This is a genomic window from Streptomyces sp. NPDC045695 (genome assembly GCF_056432025.1).
Map to the genome: position 1 here is coordinate 1 of NZ_JBWKJU010000034.1, position 17018 is coordinate 17018.

Annotated in this window: 15 protein-coding genes and 1 pseudogene; 8 read left to right on the forward strand and 8 right to left on the reverse strand. The window is 69.5% G+C overall.

Annotated features, from left to right (window positions below; genetic code table 11):
* Nucleotides 1-635: 635 nt before the first annotated feature.
* Nucleotides 636-1358, reverse strand: coding sequence for a dienelactone hydrolase family protein (locus AC07DU_RS32645; protein WP_479115450.1), 723 nt, complete (start codon nucleotides 1356-1358; stop codon nucleotides 636-638).
* Nucleotides 1359-1769: 411 nt separating this feature from the next.
* On the opposite strand from AC07DU_RS32645, the gene AC07DU_RS32650 reads away from it, so the two are divergent.
* Together AC07DU_RS32650 and AC07DU_RS32655 are read left to right on the forward strand one after the other, a co-directional pair.
* Nucleotides 1770-1955 (forward strand): hypothetical protein, encoded by a 186-nt coding sequence (locus AC07DU_RS32650; protein WP_479115452.1) that lies wholly within the window; start codon nucleotides 1770-1772, stop codon nucleotides 1953-1955.
* On the forward strand, nucleotides 1955-2266 hold the full coding sequence (locus AC07DU_RS32655) for a DUF4190 domain-containing protein (protein ID WP_453372727.1): 312 nt from the start codon (nucleotides 1955-1957) through the stop codon (nucleotides 2264-2266). The genes AC07DU_RS32650 and AC07DU_RS32655 overlap by 1 nt, the downstream gene beginning before the upstream one ends.
* Nucleotides 2267-2538: 272 nt before the next feature.
* On the opposite strand, the gene AC07DU_RS32660 is transcribed toward AC07DU_RS32655, so the two are convergent.
* Complete coding sequence (locus AC07DU_RS32660; RefSeq protein ID WP_479115454.1) at nucleotides 2539-3933, reverse strand: Mucin-2; 1395 nt, start codon at nucleotides 3931-3933, stop codon at nucleotides 2539-2541.
* A 372-nt stretch (nucleotides 3934-4305) separates the two neighbouring features.
* Between AC07DU_RS32660 and AC07DU_RS32665 the strand changes: the two genes are divergently transcribed.
* The gene (locus tag AC07DU_RS32665; protein WP_479115456.1) at nucleotides 4306-4740 is read left to right on the forward strand and encodes a hypothetical protein; all 435 of its coding nucleotides are present in this window, start codon (nucleotides 4306-4308) and stop codon (nucleotides 4738-4740) included.
* 561 nt (nucleotides 4741-5301) lie between these two features.
* Here the strand turns inward: AC07DU_RS32665 and AC07DU_RS32670 are convergent.
* On the reverse strand, nucleotides 5302-5439 hold the full coding sequence (locus AC07DU_RS32670) for a hypothetical protein (protein ID WP_479115458.1): 138 nt from the start codon (nucleotides 5437-5439) through the stop codon (nucleotides 5302-5304).
* Between the two features lie 663 nt (nucleotides 5440-6102).
* Between AC07DU_RS32670 and AC07DU_RS32675 the strand changes: the two genes are divergently transcribed.
* The gene (locus tag AC07DU_RS32675) at nucleotides 6103-6939 is read left to right on the forward strand and encodes a PIG-L family deacetylase (RefSeq protein WP_479115460.1); all 837 of its coding nucleotides are present in this window, start codon (nucleotides 6103-6105) and stop codon (nucleotides 6937-6939) included.
* Between the two features lie 761 nt (nucleotides 6940-7700).
* Here the strand turns inward: AC07DU_RS32675 and AC07DU_RS32680 are convergent.
* Nucleotides 7701-8141 carry a VOC family protein gene (locus AC07DU_RS32680; protein WP_453372731.1) on the reverse strand — a complete coding sequence of 147 codons (441 nt, stop codon included), beginning with the start codon at nucleotides 8139-8141 and terminating at the stop codon, nucleotides 7701-7703.
* A 586-nt stretch (nucleotides 8142-8727) separates the two neighbouring features.
* On the opposite strand from AC07DU_RS32680, the gene AC07DU_RS32685 reads away from it, so the two are divergent.
* A complete protein-coding gene (locus AC07DU_RS32685) occupies nucleotides 8728-9219 on the forward strand; it encodes a metallophosphoesterase family protein (protein ID WP_360905086.1) in 492 nt (163 codons plus the stop codon).
* Between the two features lie 166 nt (nucleotides 9220-9385).
* Here the strand turns inward: AC07DU_RS32685 and AC07DU_RS32690 are convergent, their stop codons facing one another.
* On the reverse strand, nucleotides 9386-10912 hold the full coding sequence (locus tag AC07DU_RS32690; RefSeq protein WP_479115463.1) for an ATP-binding SpoIIE family protein phosphatase: 1527 nt from the start codon (nucleotides 10910-10912) through the stop codon (nucleotides 9386-9388).
* Between the two features lie 347 nt (nucleotides 10913-11259).
* Between AC07DU_RS32690 and AC07DU_RS32695 the strand changes: the two genes are divergently transcribed.
* Entirely contained in the window at nucleotides 11260-12687 is a 1428-nt protein-coding gene (locus AC07DU_RS32695) for a lipase maturation factor family protein (RefSeq protein ID WP_479115465.1), read from the forward strand.
* Nucleotides 12688-12925: 238 nt separating this feature from the next.
* On the opposite strand, the gene AC07DU_RS32700 is transcribed toward AC07DU_RS32695, so the two are convergent.
* Nucleotides 12926-13972: a S1C family serine protease gene (locus AC07DU_RS32700; RefSeq protein WP_479115467.1), complete on the reverse strand. Its 1047-nt coding sequence runs from the start codon at nucleotides 13970-13972 to the stop codon at nucleotides 12926-12928.
* Nucleotides 13973-14136: 164 nt separating this feature from the next.
* Complete coding sequence (locus AC07DU_RS32705) at nucleotides 14137-14787, reverse strand: fasciclin domain-containing protein (RefSeq protein ID WP_479115517.1); 651 nt, start codon at nucleotides 14785-14787, stop codon at nucleotides 14137-14139.
* A gap of 571 nt (nucleotides 14788-15358) precedes the next feature.
* Here AC07DU_RS32705 and AC07DU_RS32710 point away from each other — a divergent pair.
* Together AC07DU_RS32710 and AC07DU_RS32715 are read left to right on the forward strand one after the other, a co-directional pair.
* On the forward strand, nucleotides 15359-15790 hold the full coding sequence (locus tag AC07DU_RS32710) for a hypothetical protein (RefSeq protein ID WP_479115469.1): 432 nt from the start codon (nucleotides 15359-15361) through the stop codon (nucleotides 15788-15790).
* Between the two features lie 103 nt (nucleotides 15791-15893).
* Nucleotides 15894-16310 (forward strand): ATP-binding protein, encoded by a 417-nt coding sequence (locus AC07DU_RS32715; protein ID WP_479115471.1) that lies wholly within the window; start codon nucleotides 15894-15896, stop codon nucleotides 16308-16310.
* A gap of 218 nt (nucleotides 16311-16528) precedes the next feature.
* Here AC07DU_RS32715 and AC07DU_RS32720 read toward each other — a convergent pair.
* Nucleotides 16529-16765: pseudogene (locus AC07DU_RS32720) on the reverse strand (chaplin); the annotation flags it as partial.
* Nucleotides 16766-17018 lie beyond the last annotated feature (253 nt).

The following is a 17018-nucleotide window of genomic DNA, read 5'->3' on the forward strand; positions in this document are numbered from 1 at the left end:
AAAGAAGCCCACACCAACCCACTTGGGGGAAAAAACAGGGAAAAAAAACGACCTCAAACAATAGCTCAACCCCAACCAGCGCCTCCCCCCCCTGTGGGTTCCCCCCCCCCGCTGTCGGTGTCCGGACCGTGCCGGGCTGCTGCCGCCGGGGTCCGTTGCCCGGGGGCGGCGGTATGAGCGCCGGCGCCGGGGGCGAGCCGGGCGACCCCGGGCCCCCGGCCGGGGAGGGGGCCGGGGCGGGGTGTCCGGGATGCCGTACGGATCGAGGCGGCAGCCCCTCGTGCGGGCGAGCCTGCCGCATGACGCCGGGGGGAAGGGAGTCATGCGGCGGGGCCCGCTCCGGAAGCGCCCGCACCCACGGGTTCGCTTCCGACATTCACGCGTCTAACCCGACTGCCGTCCGGCAAACGCTCACACCCCAAAGAATTTTGAGGAGATGTCAGGGCGGGGGTGTTCTCGCGGTACGTGAGCGGACCGTCCCCCCGTCACGGCCGCCTCCCACCGCAGGTCATCGGGGGGGCAACCGAAAAGACACTCCCTACCGACCCGGGCGCAGGGCATCCGTCAGCGCAGGCCAGGGGCCCTCCTCGAAGGCCTGTTACCAGCCTGTCAGCCTGACGACCTGACAGCCCGGCTCACTTGAGGTGCCTGTCGAAGAACCGGTTCCCGTCCTCCACCTCGAACCACGGTGTGCCAGTATGTCCGCCCGGATTGGCGTGCAGCGTCTTCTCCGTGGCGCCGAAGGCGTCGAACAGGTCCAGGGCCCGTTGCCGCGGATTGCCCTCGTCATCCCACTGCAGCAGGAACAGCAGCGGAGCGGTGACCTGGCGGGCCTCCTCGCGCTGCGCGCGGGGTACGTACCCCCCAGCGAAGAAACCGGCGGCCGCGATGCGCGGCTCGGTCACCGCAAGGCGGATGCCGACGGCGGTCCACCCCGAGTACCCGACCGGGCCGCCGATCTCGGGAAGCGCAAGGAGGGCGTCCAGGGCGGCCCGCCATTCCGGGACCGCCTTTTCGACCAGCGGGCCGATGAAGGACTCGAAGATCTCATCGACCGGCTCACCGGCCTGCATCGCCCGGCGCAGTTCGGCGCGAGCTTGTTCGTCGGCGGCGGAACGGGGCCGGTCGCCGCACCCGTAGGCATCGATGCTGGCCACCGCGTAGCCGCACGAGGCGGAGTACCGTGCACGGGCCACCAGCCGGGCTGCTCCCTTGGGGAGGCCGTTGTTGTGGGCCATCAGGATCAGCGGCGCCGGTCCGGCGGATTCAGGCGTCCACAGGGTTCCGGGGATCTCGCCGAGGGTGAATTCGCGTTCGAGGACGCCGTCGTCGAGGCGCTGTTCGGAAAGGATATGCATGGTCGTGCCTTTCGGGAGTGCTCAGGAACGGCGCTCCCGGACGACCTGCCTATCGTCCGACCGTGACCCCGGAGGGGAGCACCCATGTCGATACTGCGTTCACGGGTACCACCTCCTCGTTCTCTCCCACGGCCTCCGGAAACGTAGCAGGCCGCCGGGGGCCCTCCAAGCGAGTTTTCCCACGGAGTCTCCGTGACGTCTCTGCGACGTCTCCGCGACCGGAGGGGCGATCGCCCCTCCGTCCGGGCACGGCATCCGGTGTTCAGGGCTGCGCCCATGCAGTGGTTTGCCGATGCCAACTGGCACTAGTTCAACAGCCGTCACGCCCTGCACAGTCAAAGGCACCGGCATGAGACGAAGGGGACCGGGTAGTCGGGGGACGACTGTTACCTCAAAGTAGGAGGAACTCCCGTGCTCTTCCTCGTAGGTGCACTGCTCGTACTCGGCGTCATCCTGGGCGCCGTGGCCCATCTGCCGGTACCGGTCAGCGTGGCCGCCGGCTTCGCGATCGCGCTCTGGCTCGCTGTTTTCGCCGCACGTGAGCGCCTTTCGGGCCACCGTGCCGGGCGCCCCGACCATCGCCAGGGAGGTCTGTGATGAACCCGCGTACTGACGCCAAGGTTCCGGCACGCGCCCAGGTTCCGGCGCATCCCCGCCCTCGTACCCGTGGCCGCTACCGTGATGCCGACGCGATGGCCGTCACCGCGTTCGTCCTGGGTCTGGTCGGACTCCTGGTGATGAACCTGCTGCTCGGCCCGATCGCCGTCGTCCTCGGCTCCCTCGCCCTGTGGCGGCAGACCACCAGGCCGGGCCGCGCCCGCCTGGGCATCGCCCTGGGCGTGGCCGACCTCGTGGTCCTCGCCTTCCTCGTCACCGCCGACGACACGTGGTCGTGGAGCCTGACCTGAGCCGAACCGCTCAGTCCGGCCGCGAGGCCGAGGCCGAAAACGGGGCTCGCGAACTCTCGCGGCATTCCGAGGAGAAGGCTACGGGCGCGGCGTGACCGAAGTAGCCGCAGACTGCAGGGCGACCACCAAGGCGAGGTATCCGCCGGGTATCCACACCTCAGGCTTGGACCAGCGCTGTTCCATCAGGTCCCCGTTCCGTTGCGTTCGTCCTGCGGCGGGCGTCGTCGTGGCTCAATGCCTCCGACCCTCCGACCCTCCGGACCTGCGGTCGGTCAGGCGGGAACACCGGCACGGTCCAGAACGGCAGCCATCTCGGCCTCGGGAAGCGCCGGATTGCTACCTGCGCTGGAGGCCAGCTCGGGGACATGGAGTGCCTCGCGGAGCCGGTGGAGCGGCAGGCGCGGGTCGCCGGCCGCCGCCTGGCGGGTCCAGACGCTGGGGTCGTGGCTGAGCCGTTCGATCAGCTCCGGCGTGGCGGCCGGGTCCCGCACGGCCAGCCGACGGTAGTTCCCGTCCGGGTGGTTCGCGTAGCGGGCGGCGAGGCCCTCGTGGGGAAAGCGGGGGTGCGTCTCCGCCATCCAGGCGGAGAACGTTCCACCCAGCCGTGCGAACACACGCATCAGGACCTCCTCCGGAGCCTCGGGGTGGTGAATGCCCAGGAGGTTCTCCAGCACCGGGTCCTCGACGCGCGCGAGTAGGCGCAGCAGGTCCGGGGGCAGGTTGGGGCTTTGGGCGGCGGCGCGCCGCAGCAGCGGGTGGGCGGAGGTCGCGGCCCGGCGCAGCGCCTCGGAGTCGGCGAGCCCGTCCCGTACCCACCACACGCCGTCACCCCGGTCGAAGTCACCGACTGTGAAGTCGATCGCCATGCGCCGCGCCTCATCCAACTCGGGCCGGAGGGAGACCGCGAGCCGCACGGCCTCGTCCGAGTCGACGGCGAGCCGCTCCACGAGGTCGGCGGGCAACGACCGGTTCTCGGCAAGGGCCGCCAAGTGCGCCCGCTCGGCGACGCATCGCTCGGCGTCGGCGCGGACGAGGAGCCCTCGGCGCAGTGCCTCGGCGGCGGACTTCGGATCGCGGAGGAGTTCGGCGGTGACGCGTGCGTCCCGTCGGCACTCCCACAGCGCGGCGGCCCGTCGCACCTCGGGGTCAGGGTCGGCCAGCAGCGCCGACTGCTCGCCCGGTGCCAGGACCTCCCATGCGCGCACCGCTTGCCGGCGTGCTGCCGAGCTGTGATGAGTGGCCATCGAGGCCACGAACGACGGCGCCAGGTGGGGCGAGTCCAGCAGTGCCGTCCGGACAGAAGGGGCGGGGTCGTCGAGCAGGCGGGCGCATACGGCGTCCGGGAGCGGCGCGACCTTTCTGCGCGGGTCGGACACCTCGGGTCCGTACGCAAGAGCAGCCCGCACCTTGGGAGAAGGATCGTCCGCGAGCCGGGCCCGTTGTGCAGGCTCTGCCCTGGCGCTCATGGCGAAGTCGATCCGGGCGCCCGGGTTCGGGTGGGCCAGGATCAGCGCGACGGCCGGCTCGGGGAGTTCCGCCCGCTGGAGTGCGTCACGGGGCGGACGTTCGCCGTCCTCCTCGAAGGCGAGCAGGCGCAGGAGCAGCGGTGTCGGCAGCGCCGAATTGCGGGCGACCCCGTCCAGCGCGGACGCGTGGAACGCCACCATGATTCCCCTACCCCGTGTCTTCGTCCCGGTTGGTCCACGGCCATGATCTCCCGCCATCGGTTCGTTGCCGTGCCCGCCCCCTTGGGGACTCTAACCAGGCACAGAGGCCGATCGACTCCGTGCCCGACGACAGGGGCGCGCCCCACGAAGAGCTGCTCCGACACCTGGCGGTGCAAGTCGCCAGAAGTCTCGATACCCCCGTCCGGCTCGGTACCGCAGCACGGGTCTGCCTGAGGGCCGTGAGACCCGTACGCTCACGCGCGCTGCACGCTGGTCTGACGGGCTGGGAATGGGAGGGGTCGCCGCTCCTGACAGCACCGCCTGGACTTGTCCGGCCGATCATGGTTGTGGGCTGTCGGGCATGATGCCCGGGTGAGCATCATCGTGAAGTTCTTCGTGGCGCCGGACGACACGTCGGCGGGTCTGGCCCTCCGGACCGGGCCGGGACGGGCATTCGAGTCGCTCTCCTTCGGGAACTTCGATCCCGAAGAGGCGGTGGTCGAGTGGGAATGCCTTCTGCTCGGCGGCAGCTTCGAGGAACTCGCCGAAGCCGGGGAGCCTCGCATGGTCGCCGGCCAGGACCATGACGGGTGCGTCGTCTTCGCGCTGTCGACCCGCCTGTCTGCTGCACTCGCGGACGCTGGCCAGTCCAGGTTGCGTGACATCGCTGCCGCGTGGGCTCAGTTGCGGGCGGAGGACGGCGAGGCCATCGACACGGAGATCGCGGACGCGATCGTGAGTAACCTGGCTGAGCTCGTCAGCAGCGCCCGGCGCCAGAACCAGGGCGTCTTCTGCTGGGTCGCTTAGACGCTCATGTGCGAAGCGATGGCGACGGCCGCCGCGGTGTCGGTGCCGAGGAAGACGTAGCGGCGCTTGTCGTAGAGAGTGGCGACCGCCCGGGACTGCTTCAGGTGGTTGATCGCCTGTTCGAGCGTGTTGTGCTTCTTGTAGCGGTCCTCATCGAAGCCGGTCGGCCGTCCACCGCGTGAGCCCTTGCGGATGCAGGCCGCCTGGCTGTCGGCCCGGTCCGGGATGGTCTGGCGGATGCCCCGTCGTCGCAGGTACTCGCGGATGGGGCCGTGGCTGTACGCCTTGTCGGCCGCGAGGCTGTCGGGCTTCTTGCGTGGCCCGGCCCGGGCCAGGTCTGGGCACCCGGATCTCCTCGCGGACCGGCTTGAACTGGGTGCTGTCCGCCCGCTGACCTGGAGTGACGATCAGGGGCCGCGGGCGCCAGCGGCCGTCTGCGCCCGCCGACCTGCCACAACGCCCGTTGCTGACCGGCAGGAACGGCCGCAGCTCCCACTCGGCATCAGTCAGATCACCCCCCATGAGCGCACTCCATGAAGACCTGGTGCCCGCCGTCGAAAGTCAACTCCTCCACGGTGGCGAGGGCCCCGGCGGTATCTGCAACTCCTCGAAGTAGGCCCGCGCCTCGTCGAGGATCGTGTACTCGAGCTCGTTCTCCTCGACGTAGGCGTCGAGGTCCTCGATCCCGCGCGCCCCCATGTGCTCCGACCACGAGGAGCTTGAAGTTGAAGTCGCGGAAAGTCGTGATGGTGTACGTATCTCAACGGGGACTGACACGGTCGGCGAGCGCTGCTCCCGTGCCCGCGGCGGGCTGGGACCGAAGCCCAGAGGCAGGCCCACGCGTGGACCGCCGGCCGTCTGACCACCTCACTGCCTCCTGAGAAGGGCCTGCGCCTCGGTGGTGTGGTGGTGGAGAGCGGCCGCGCATGAAAGTCGCTCGCGTGGCCGGTCGGCTGAAATAGTGGCCAGATGAGTAAGGATGCCGCGGTTATTGTCCTGGCGCGTGGGGCGGAGAAGGTGATGGAGCCGCTTACCCGGCGGGTTCCTTCTCGGGCTTCACGTTCGCCGTGCCGACCGTGCCGACCGTACCCACGGTACTGACGGCAGCGACTGCTGACGGGAACCCATGGCTCGGTGAGCCGGCCGCCGGATAGCCGGATCGGAGGATCGCCCGCGGCACCGAGCGGCCGCGTCGGGAACAGCCGGTCCGGTCGGCGCTGTTGCATCGACCGGGGGACCGCGCCTCGGGCGGGGAGCACGGAGACCGCAAGGCCGTCCGCTCCACCCGGGTCGGGGCCCCAGGATCGCGGTACGCCCGCCGCGCACTTTGACCAGCAAGCACTTTTACAGGAGGACTGTTTCATGACTGACCGGCCGCCCTTGACGCTCATGGCAGTGCACGCCCACCCCGACGACGAGGCCACCGGAACCGGAGGCGTCCTCGCGCGGTACGCGGCGGAAGGCATCCGCACGGTTCTCGTGACGTGTACCGACGGCCGCTGCGGTGACGGACCGGGGGGCGTCAAGCCGGGTGATCCGGAGCACGACCCGGCGGCCGTCGCCTTGATGCGTCGTCAAGAACTCGAGGTGAGCTGTGAGGTCCTACACGTCAGCGACCTTGAGATGCTGGACTACGCCGACTCCGGGATGATGGGCTGGCCGAGCAACGACACCCCCGGATCCTTCTGGCAGACCCCCGTGGAGGAAGGCGCCGCCCGGCTTGCGGAGCTCATGCGGCACTACCGACCCGATGTGGTCGTCACGTACGACGAGAACGGCTTCTACGGCCACCCCGACCACATCCAGGCCCACCGCATCACGATGGCCGCGCTGGAGATGACCGAGCTGACACCGAAGGTGTATTGGACGACGATGCCCCGCTCGGGCGTACAGCGGTTCGGGGAGATCATGCGCGAGTTCGGTGAGGACATGCCGCAGCCGGATCCTGAGGAGGTCGCCGCGATGGCCCAGATCGGCCTTCCCGACGACGAGATCACGACGTGGGTGGACACCACCGCGTTCAGCGGTCAGAAGTTCGATGCGTTGGCCGCGCACGCCAGCCAGGGCGAAAACATCTTCTTCCTCAAGATGGGCAAGGAGAGGTTCGGCCAGTTGATGGGCATGGAGACCTTCCTGCGTGTCAAGGACGCCACCGGCGCTCCCGTACCCGAGAACGACCTCTTCGCCGGCCTGCGCTGATCCGCCCGCGCGCCCCGGGGGCCGGGGCCCGGGCCCCGGGAAAGCCCAGCGGCCGCCGCACTGCGCCACCGAGCGAGCCACCCGCCCGGAGGACGTGCACGAGCGTTCGCTCTGACGGCCCGCCTCGAAGCCCCCGCCCCCGGCGTCGACGCGTGCCGCCGCGTTCCATTGGCGTCCCGGTCCGGCTTGGCGGCCATCCCCGCGACGCGGTCCCGGGAACCGGGGATGGCCACCCTCCTCGCCGTTCAGGCGGGTGATGCGAGCTCCGCGCCGGTGTCGGTCCGCCTCCGCGCGAGCCACCTCGGCGTCGTACTGGCTCGCGTCGAAGTGGAGCTCCGGCGGCGGATAGGGCATGGCGCTGTGGCCGACTTCCCACGGAACCTCCCACTCCGACCACTGCACGATCTCCCCGAACCGCTGCACGGTCACGGTCAGGAAGCCGCAGCATCCGCCGGTGCACTCCGGTTCCCCCAGCTCTAGCCGGCGCGCCTCGCCGGTCGCCCCTAGAGGGCTGGGCCGGCCGGACGGCAGCGCAACGGCCGCGTAAGGTCCACGACCGCCTTCGCCGACCGCCTCGTCGACCACATCCTCATCGTTGACCCAGAACCGCAACTGGGCAGGAAACCAGGGTCCCCTCGGCAGCACCCTGATCTCCAAACGATCGAACATCAGACCACCCTACGAGACGCGCTGACATCGGCATTTGCCGTCGGGATTCGTGAACCAGGCCTCCGCTCGGTGCATGGTTCAGCCTCTGCTTCTCAGCGCAGTGGCTCGGCCAGACCGACGATGATGCCCTCCGGCCCGCGGAGGTAGCACAGCAGATAGCTGTCCTCGAAGCGGGCTATCTCCCCGACGAGTTCGGCGCCGTGAGGGCGCAGCCGGGCAACGGTGTCCTCAAGGTCGTCGACGGCGAACATGACACGGTGGGTGCCCAGAATGTTGTGCGGCCGGTTGCGCGGCCCGGGGCTGATCGCAGCGGGGCTGCGGTATTTCGCGAGCTCGATCCGGCTGTGCCCGTCCGGGGTCCGGACCATCGCAATGTCACAGCGGACGCCCTCAAGTCCGGTGCACTGATCAGCGAACGGACCCTCGACCTCCGCCCTGCCCTCCAGCTCCATACCGAGTTCCACGAAGAACGCGATGGCGGCATCCATGTCCTCGACGACGATGCCGACGTTGTCCATCCGCTGAATCGCCACGCTCGTCTCTCCTTCTCCCTCGTCCGGCCGGTGGTGGAAGATCCGGATCGCGCCTCAGTACCGCTACCGGAGCCCCGCGAGCCGGGCGCCACCACCGAGGCTGCGGGCGGTGCATGCTGCTGCTCCCATGAAGAGGATCGAGGCTTCGGCCCGGGGCCGCTGCCAGATGTGGCCCGCTCAGCGACGGCGTTCTTCCGGGGGATCGTCCTCGGGCTGCAGGCCGAGCATGTCCAGCAGGGCCCTGAGATCCGCAGGACCGGTGGCCCTGGCAGCGAGGGCGCGGCGGGCTGCAGCGCGGTCCACCGAGCCCACCCGTGACAGGAGCGCCGGCTCTTCACAACCGAATGGATCCTTCATCCACCGATGCCACCACGGCTGCGGCATTTCCGCAGCCGCCACTGCTCCAACCACCAGGGCAGCCTGGCGCCCGCCCGTGGTGTGGCTCAGGTGTGCAGGCGGCCAGGGGAGAGGTGAGCAAGGCGCAAGGGGCACAATCCAGGGAACTGATTCGGTGGCTCATTTCGCTCGGCGCAAGTGCATCAGGACTGCGCAGGCGTGATCACGGCATTCGGGGAAGGATCGCACCATGAGAGTCGTGGTGTTGTCCGATACGCACTCCCCCCGGTACTGGAAGTCGTGTCCGCCACGCGTTGCCGAGTACCTGCGCGAGGCGGACGTGATCCTGCACGCGGGTGACGTCTGTACGGCAGACGTTCTCGACGAGCTGGCCCAGTACGCGCCCGTGCATGTGGTCATGGGCAACAACGACGGGCCCGACGTCGCTGCCTGGGGTGCGCCGGAAACGTTGCAGCTGACCCTGAACGGCCTGGCTGTCGGCATGATCCACGACAGCGGCCACAAGACCGGGCGGACCGGCCGGATGCGCAACCGGTTCCCAGAGGCCGATCTCGTCGTCTTCGGGCATTCGCACATCCCGATGGACCAGACCGGTGACGGCGTCCGGATCTTCAATCCCGGCTCGCCGACCGACCGGCGCCGTCAGCCGCACGGCACCCTGGGCGTCCTGGACATCGAGGACGGAGCGCTGGCCGACGCCAGGATCGTGAACGTGACCTAGTCAGCCAGGAGACAGCCTGCACGTCCGCTTCGGCGGGCGGCGTCGTCGCGAGACAGCGAGACAGCGAGCCAGGCCGACGAGGAACCCCGCACTCATGGCCGCAGGCCACCCGGCCGACGCTGACCCCCGTGGAGGCCGAGCACAAAGCGGCTCGGGCTTGACGGTTTCAGGGCGCCGCAGAGGGGTGGGGACCGTCGGAGCCGCGCTGTGCGTCGCGCCAGGACTGCTCGGCCCAGATGGTCTTGCCGGTCGAGTCGTGCCGGGTGCCCCAGCGCTTGGAGAGCCGGCCGACCAGAAACAGTCCGCGTCCCCCTTCGTCCAGGTCGTGGGCCCGGCGGGGGTGGGGGGAGGTGCTGCTGGCGTCCGAGACCTCGCAGATGAGGCTGCCGTCGTGGATCAACCGCAGCTCGATGGGGGCATCAGCGTGGCGGATGGCGTTGGTCACCAGTTCGCTGACGATCAGCTCGGTGGTGGCAACGGCCTCGGGCAGTCCCCACCGCAGCAACTGGGCCGTGGCGCGCCGGCGTGCCTGGGGAACGGCGGACGGGTCGCCGGGCACCGCCCAGGACGCCACGTGGGAGGACGCGAGCGCGCGGGTCCGGGCCACCAAGAGGGCCACGTCGTCGCCGGGGACGTCGGGCAGCAGCGTCTTGACGACTGTGTCGCAGACGTCGTCCAGCCCTGTTGCGGGGTGGGTTAGCGTGGTCCGCAACTGGTGGCGGCCGACGCCGATGTCACGGTCTCCGGCCTCGATCAGGCCGTCGGTGTAAAGCACCAGCAGACTGCCCGCGGGTACGGGGAAGGCTGCGGCTTCGAAGGCCACGCCGCCCACGCCCAGGGGCGGGCCCGTCTCCACGGCAACGAACTCGGCCGTGCCGTCCGGCGAAACGATGACCGGCGGCGGGTGGCCGGCGCTGGCGAGCGAGCAGTGGCGTGAGACCGGGTCGTACACCACGTACAGGCACGTCGCTCCGACCTCTCCACCGGCTTCCGCGTCCTGCCGTGCCTCTTCCAGGACCAGATCGTCGAGGTCGGTCAGCAGTTCGTCCGGAGGGAGGTCGATGTCGGCGAGGGTACGGACCGCGGTACGCAGCCGTCCCATGGCGGCGGACGCGTAGATCCCGTGGCCGACGACGTCTCGGACGACCAGAGCGACACGGGCGCCGGACAAGGCGATGACGTCGAACCAGTCGCCGCCGAGGCCTGCCTGCGGATCCGCAGGCAGGTAGCGGGCGGCTGTTTCCACAGCCTGCTGGACCGGGGGCCGCTGGCGCAGCAGGCTCCTCTGGAGGGCCAGTGCGGCGCCGTCGCTCTCCTGGGGCACGGCCGCCTGGACGAACCACTGGCTCTGCCCGTGACCGTCCAACAGCGGGCAGGCCCGCAGATCGACCTCGATACGGCGGCCGGACTCGTCCCGCAGCAGGGCACGCCCGATCCAGGCCTGCTGCTGAGCCAGATGCCGCCGGGCGGAATCGGGGAGGGCGTCCGCCAGCAGGTCGGCCGCGGGGCGCCCCACCACGTCCGGCGCCGCGTAACCCAGCAGCAGCTGGGCGCCCGGACTCCAGGCCGTCACTCTGCCCCGTGCATCGACAGCCGCCGCAGCGATCTCCGTCGCCGGCACGAAACCGTTGCCGCTGCGATCAAAAAGGGCACCGGGCCTGCTCATGTTCGGTGTGGCACCAACTTGGCGCATGTCCCCACGCCCCCTACTTCCTCCCGCCTTCGGCAAGACGTCCTTCCGTCATGATCGACGCGTCGCTTGGCCGGCCCCGCGAGGGTCTTCTCACGTCATTCCATTTCTACATAAACCAAAATGTTTAAAGTTTCAAGAGGTGCTTCGGAGGGGGGAGTGGCGGGCGCCCCTATGGTTCTTTGCACCCAGCGCGAGATCATCGGCCCCTGGGTGGGGAGGGGGAGGGAGGGCAGGAGCGGGGAAGGGGAAGGGGAAGGGAAGAGCAGGAAGGCGGGGGAGGCGAAGCGGTATCCCGGCACCGGCCGGGATTCGGCGTGGGAGGCGGTACGCCACGCTCAGGAGGAGCCGTGGAGTGGTTTACGGACGGCGATTACTGGCTGAGCAGACTCGTGTTCCAGCGAGGTCTGTCCGTGGTCTATTTCATCGCCTTCTTGAGTACCGCCCACCAGTTCCGGGCGCTCATCGGTGAGCGCGGATTGCTTCCGGTCCCGCGTTTCGTCGCGGCCGTCCCTTTCCGCAGGTCGCCCAGCATCTTTCAGCTCCATTACTCCGACCGCTTCTGCGCGGTCATCGCCTGGACGGGCGTGGCGCTCTCCGCCGCCCTCGCCGCGGGTGCGGCGGACCGGATGCCGCTATGGGCGTCGATGCTGCTGTGGGCGCTGCTGTGGGTGCTCTACCTCTCCATCGTCAACGTCGGTCAGACGTGGTTCGGCTTCATGTGGGAGTCGCTGCTGCTCGAAGCGGGCTTCCTGGCGATCTTCCTGGGGAACGAGGAGACGGCGCCACCGCTCATGATCCTGTTCCTCCTGCGCTGGCTGCTGTTCCGGCTCGAATTCGGCGCTGGACTGATCAAGCTGCGTCACGACCCCTGCTGGCGCGACCTGACCTGCCTGTACTACCACCACGAGACCCAGCCGATGCCCGGCCCGCTGACCTGGTTCTTCCACCGCCTGCCGCGGCCCCTGCACCGCGTCGAGGTCGCGGCCAGCCACGTGGCGCAGCTCGGCGCCCCGGTGATGCTGTTCGCGCCGCAGCCGACCGCGAGCGTGGTCGCCGGTTTCATCGTCGTCACGCAGCTCTGGCTCGTGGTGTCGGGCAACTTCGCATGGCTCAACTGGCTCACCATCCTGATCGCCGTCACCGCGATCGACGGGGCACGAGCTGCGGACGTGCTCGGCATGCCCCAGCCCCCCGCCTTCGCCGACCCGCCGACCTGGTACGAGGGCACGGTGCTCGCCGTCACCGTGCTCATGGTGGTGCTCAGCTACTGGCCGGTACGCAACCTGCTCTCCCGCCACCAGGTGATGAACTACTCCTTCAACCCCTTCCACCTGATGAGCACCTACGGAGCCTTCGGCACCATCGAGCGCACGCGCCATGAGGTAGTGCTCGAAGGCACCGACGAACCAGAGATCACCGACGACACGGTGTGGCAGGAATACGGATTCAAGGGCAAACCCGGTGACGTACGCCGAATTCCCCCACAGGTGGCCCCCTATCACCTGCGGCTCGACTGGATGATGTGGTTCGCGGCGATCTCACCCGCGTACGCCCGGCCCTGGTTCACACCCCTCCTCGCCAAGCTGCTCGACAACGACCCCGCCATCCTCAAGCTGCTGCGCCACAACCCCTTCCCGGCTTCCCCGCCCACCTTCCTGCGCGCCCGCCTCTACCGCTACCGCTTCACCGACCTCGACGAGCTGCGGCACACCCACGCCTGGTGGCACCGCACCTTGGTCGGGGAATACCTCCCTCCCGTCACCAAGGCAAGATGAGGCCGTGCTGATCACGGCGCCATGCTTGCGAGCTGGTCGAGACCTATCACTGTCGATGCGGCACCACTTGGACCAAAACCTACGAGGTCCAAGGCCGAGAGCCGGACACGTTGTCGGGTAATGCCTGATCGCCGCCCCCACGGGTCCTCGTACCGCAAGGGATCCTCGGACGCCTTGCCTCCGCCGACAAGGTGTCGCACGCTGGCGGAGGCTCAGTGATGAGGGGCGGGGCACTCCCTCACGCTTCCCCGAGGGTGACCGGCAGCGTCGCCTCCATCCCCTTGCGCAGGTACGTGACCCGGACTCTCTCGCCCGGTTTGTGCGAAGCCAGAACCTCGGCCAGCCCCCCGATGGTCTTGGTTTCCCCTCCACCCACCCTCGTGATGATGTCCCCGGGCCTCAGGCCCGCCTTGTCCGCGGCGCCACCCGGCGCCACGTCCACCACTGCGACGCCCACGGGCCCGTAGTCCCCATCGAGCACGGTGCGTGCGGTGATGCCCAGTGCTCCCCGGCCCGAATGTGTGACCCGGCCGTCCTTGATGAGCTGGTCGGCGATCGATTTCACCGTGGAGGCGGGGATGGCGAATCCGATGCCCGGTGCCGCGCCGCCACCGAGTCCGGGGTCCCGCGCCGCCAGCGTCGGAATGCCGATCACCTCACTGTCGAGGTTGGCCAGTGCGCCGCCGCTGTTGCCCGGGTTGATCGGCGCCGAGGTCTGCACCATGTTGGCGATGGCCACCGTCGTGCCATCGGCTCCACCCCCCTCGCTCACGGTGCGGCCGACCGCGGAGACGATGCCCTGGGTGACGCTGCTGGACAGGCCCAGCGGTGATCCCATGGCCAGTACGATCTGGCCCACCGCCACCTCGGGGGAGTCGCCGAACCTTGCGGCCTTCAGGCCGGCCGGGAGACCGTCCAGTTTCACCACGGCCAGGTCCTGCTCCGGGTAGGAGGCGACCAGCCGGGCCTCCAGCGGCTGCTCCCCTGTGGCTACGGTGACCTTGAACGCCTTGCTCGTACCGACCACATGCGCGTTGGTGACGACATGACCCTTGCCGTCGTAGATCACACCCGACCCGAGACCGTCCTCCGTCTGGATTTGGACTACGGAGGGCAGCACGTCCTTGATGACGCTCTGATAGTCGTCCTCCAGATCGTTCCCATTCTGGGGAGCCGCCGCAGGCGCGGGCCTCTCGCGAGCCGGGCTGTTAGAGCACCCGGCGAGGGTGACGATCGCGAGGGTCACGAGCCAGAGCAGACACCGTCGTGCAAGCGATGCGGGCATGCCCGGAGTATTCCATTTGTCCGCACGGGTTACCGGCACAGACAGGCGCGGTCAGAAGAGATTGCCCACCGGCAAGGGGCGTTCCGAGGCCCCCGCCTCCTTCCCTATTCGGAAGGAGGCGGGACCACCGGCCGTTTCCGCTTCTGACAGGCGGTGTTACTTCGTTACTTCGGCATCAGGACGGTGTCGACGATGTAGACGTTGGCGTTGGCGGTCTTGACGTTGCCGCAGACCACGTTCGCGGTGTTGTTGGCCTTGTAGGCCCCTCCGGAGCCCGTGGTGGTGACCATGCCCTTCTGGAGGGTCTCGAAGCTGCCGTTCTCCAGCTGCTTGGGGGTGAGCTTCTGGCCGACGACGTGGTACGTGAGGATCTTGGTGAGCTGCTCCTTGTCGGCGAGGACCTTGTCGAGGTCGGCCTTCGGGATCTTCGCGAAGGCGTCGTTGGTGGGGGCGAAGACGGTGATGTCCTTGGCGTTGTTGAGGGTGTCGACCAGGCCGGCCTGCATGACGGCGGCGACCAGGGTGGACAGGGCCGGGTTGTTGGACGCGGCCGTGGCGACCGGGTCCTTGGCCATGCCGTCGAAGGAGCCCGCGCCGTCCTTAGGGACGCCGGCGCAGGCCGGGCCGAAGGGCTTGTCACCGGTCATCGTGTCGCCTGCCGGGGTGCTGGCGGCGGTCTTGCCCTCATCGCCGGCGGCCGCGGGGGCGCTGGCCTTGGTGTCACTGCCGGAGTCCGAGCACGCGGCGAGGGAGAAGGGCAGCAGGGCGGCTGCGGCGACGGTGATCGCGGTACGGCGGATCTTCATGCTGTTCATGATCGGTTGCTCCCGATGAGACAGGGCGAGGATCCCCAACGAGATGGCGATGAGGGCGAGTACGGCGACGATCCCGAGCTGCAGGACGGCCTTGTCGTTCTCCCCGAACGTCCGGATCGCGAAGTCCTTCACCGCGGCGGGCGTCCGGTCGATCACCGCACCGCCCACGACGGTCACCGGCCCGGCCGCGGGCCGCATCAGCCCGGCGACCAGCTCGGCCACGGCGAGCGCCGTGAACGCGGCCAGGAGTCCGGCCAGCGCGCCGAGGGCGGCGCGGGAGAGGGTGCTGCGGAAGCTGCTCACAGCCGTCATTCGGCAGCCTTGGCGCGGCGGATTGGTCCGACCCCCGAAAGGGTCAACCCGTACTCCGGTGTTGCCTTCAGGCAGCGGGCAGCGGGCGGCCCTGCGGCCGCCCGCGGACCCCCTTCCGCCCGCCCGGGACGGATGTACGGGGGTTTGCGACGACGGAGGCAATCCGTGCGGCGGTTCGTACCGAATTGTTCACGTGAGGCTCCTGATCGAGCCGCACACCACACCGATCGAAGGATCGATATCGAAGGAGGTGAGTGCGATGACCGCATCCGTGAACGTGCGCAGGCTGGTGGCCGGGGCGGCTTCGGCCGGGCTTCTGGCCGGGACGTGCGTGCTGGGCGTATCCGCCACGGCGAACGCGGCGCCGGCACCGTCCGCGGTGACCTCGACGGTCACCGGCGACCGGGACCACCGGCAGGACCGGTGGGACCGGCAGGACCGGCACGACCGGTGGGACCGGCATGACCGGTGCAGCTGGGTGCAGGGCCACTGGGGCAAGAAGTGGGTCAAGGGCCACTTCGAAGGAAAGTGGCACCAGGGCGCCTGGCACAACGGCTACCGCGACCGCGACCACCACGGGAAGTGGCACGACGGCTGGTGGGGCAAGGGCCACTGGAAGCAGCACTGGGTGCCCGGCCACTACGTCAGCCACTGGATTCCCGGCCACTGGAACTGCCACGACAAGTGGTGACCGCCGGCAGACCGTCGTGGGGTCCTGGGATGACCGGGACCCCACTTCCGTTCCCCTCCACCCCGGTCTCCGCCGCGGGTGCCGCTGACTCCAAGGAATGATCATGGACACCGCCATCGCGTCCTGCGGGTGTCCGGCCACGCTGCACATCCCGCTCCCGCCGGGCGCACAGGCTGCCCGGCACGCACGACGGACCGTGGCAGGGCTGCTGGCCCTTGAGTCGGCGTCCTGCCCGAGCGTGGTCGCCGAGGACCTCGTACTCATCGTCTCCGAACTGGTCACCAACGCGGTCCTGCACGCGAAGGGCCCCTACGCGCTCACGGTCGGACTGGAAGACGGGCGGGCCGGCGTCGCGGTCAGCGACGGGTCCCCCGACCTGGCCGAGTACCACGGAGACGGCAACCGGCGGCGGCCCGAGACGGGCGGCCGCGGACTGAAGATCGTCCGTGAGCTGGGCGCTGACCTCTTCGTCAGCCGCTCGGACATCGGCAAGCAGGTCATCGCGGTCCTCACGTGGTAGGCCACCCGCAGGACGCAGGAACTGCGGGTGGCTGTGCTGACAGCCACCCGCAGCCACCCGCAGCCACCCGCAGCCACCCGCAGCCGGCCCGCCCGGCTCGGGCGCATACGCGAGGCGCCCCCAGGAGCGCCTCGCGCCCCGTGCCGGGTCAGGTCACCGGTCCGCGCCTCCCCGTCGTGAGGGCGGCGGACCGGCGCTCTCCCCGCCGTACGGGGCCAGGCGTTGACGCAGGTGTTGCCGAACGACGGGCTCAGCAGACCGATGACGCTTACGCTGTTGCCGCACGCGTTGACGGGGATGTGGATCGGTACCTGGATGAAGTTGCCCGAGCCCACCCCCGGCGAGTACGCGGCAACGCCCTGCGCGCCCGCGTCGGCGGAAGCGGCCGACGCGCCCGCCACCACGACCGCGCCGGCCACCAGGGCCACGGCCAGACCTCGTCGCACACGAACCATGTCTGTTACCTCCGGTGAGGATGCGCGGCCGCGCGGAGGTCCCGCGCGGCCGGTGGGGAAAGCCTCGTGAACACCTCCGGCTCCCTCACACGCCGTCTTCGCGGCCGCTCCCCGGCCGGCTTGGCGCCTTCCGCCCGCTTCACTCCAACGGGCCAACCCTGCTCGGTGTGGCGGACGAAGAGGCTCCCATCCGCAGCCCGGTCCGCTACGAAGAACCCTCGACACGCGCACACGTATCCGAAGGCCCAGGCCC

What these genes read in the sequence shown, in the direction of transcription:
- AC07DU_RS32660 (WP_479115454.1), bottom strand. Translation starts at nt 3,933, where the DNA reads ATGGTGGCGTTCCACGCGTCCGCGCTGGACGGGGTCGCCCGCAATTCG.
- AC07DU_RS32690 (WP_479115463.1), bottom strand. Translation starts at nt 10,912, where the DNA reads ATGCGCCAAGTTGGTGCCACACCGAACATGAGCAGGCCCGGTGCCCTT.
- AC07DU_RS32670 (WP_479115458.1), bottom strand. Translation starts at nt 5,439, where the DNA reads ATGGGGGCGCGCGGGATCGAGGACCTCGACGCCTACGTCGAGGAGAAC.
- AC07DU_RS32675 (WP_479115460.1), top strand. Translation starts at nt 6,103, where the DNA reads ATGACTGACCGGCCGCCCTTGACGCTCATGGCAGTGCACGCCCACCCC.
- AC07DU_RS32705 (WP_479115517.1), bottom strand. Translation starts at nt 14,787, where the DNA reads ATGAACAGCATGAAGATCCGCCGTACCGCGATCACCGTCGCCGCAGCC.
- AC07DU_RS32715 (WP_479115471.1), top strand. Translation starts at nt 15,894, where the DNA reads ATGGACACCGCCATCGCGTCCTGCGGGTGTCCGGCCACGCTGCACATC.
- AC07DU_RS32685 (WP_360905086.1), top strand. Translation starts at nt 8,728, where the DNA reads ATGAGAGTCGTGGTGTTGTCCGATACGCACTCCCCCCGGTACTGGAAG.
- AC07DU_RS32710 (WP_479115469.1), top strand. Translation starts at nt 15,359, where the DNA reads ATGACCGCATCCGTGAACGTGCGCAGGCTGGTGGCCGGGGCGGCTTCG.
- AC07DU_RS32700 (WP_479115467.1), bottom strand. Translation starts at nt 13,972, where the DNA reads ATGCCCGCATCGCTTGCACGACGGTGTCTGCTCTGGCTCGTGACCCTC.
- AC07DU_RS32655 (WP_453372727.1), top strand. Translation starts at nt 1,955, where the DNA reads ATGAACCCGCGTACTGACGCCAAGGTTCCGGCACGCGCCCAGGTTCCG.
- AC07DU_RS32645 (WP_479115450.1), bottom strand. Translation starts at nt 1,358, where the DNA reads ATGCATATCCTTTCCGAACAGCGCCTCGACGACGGCGTCCTCGAACGC.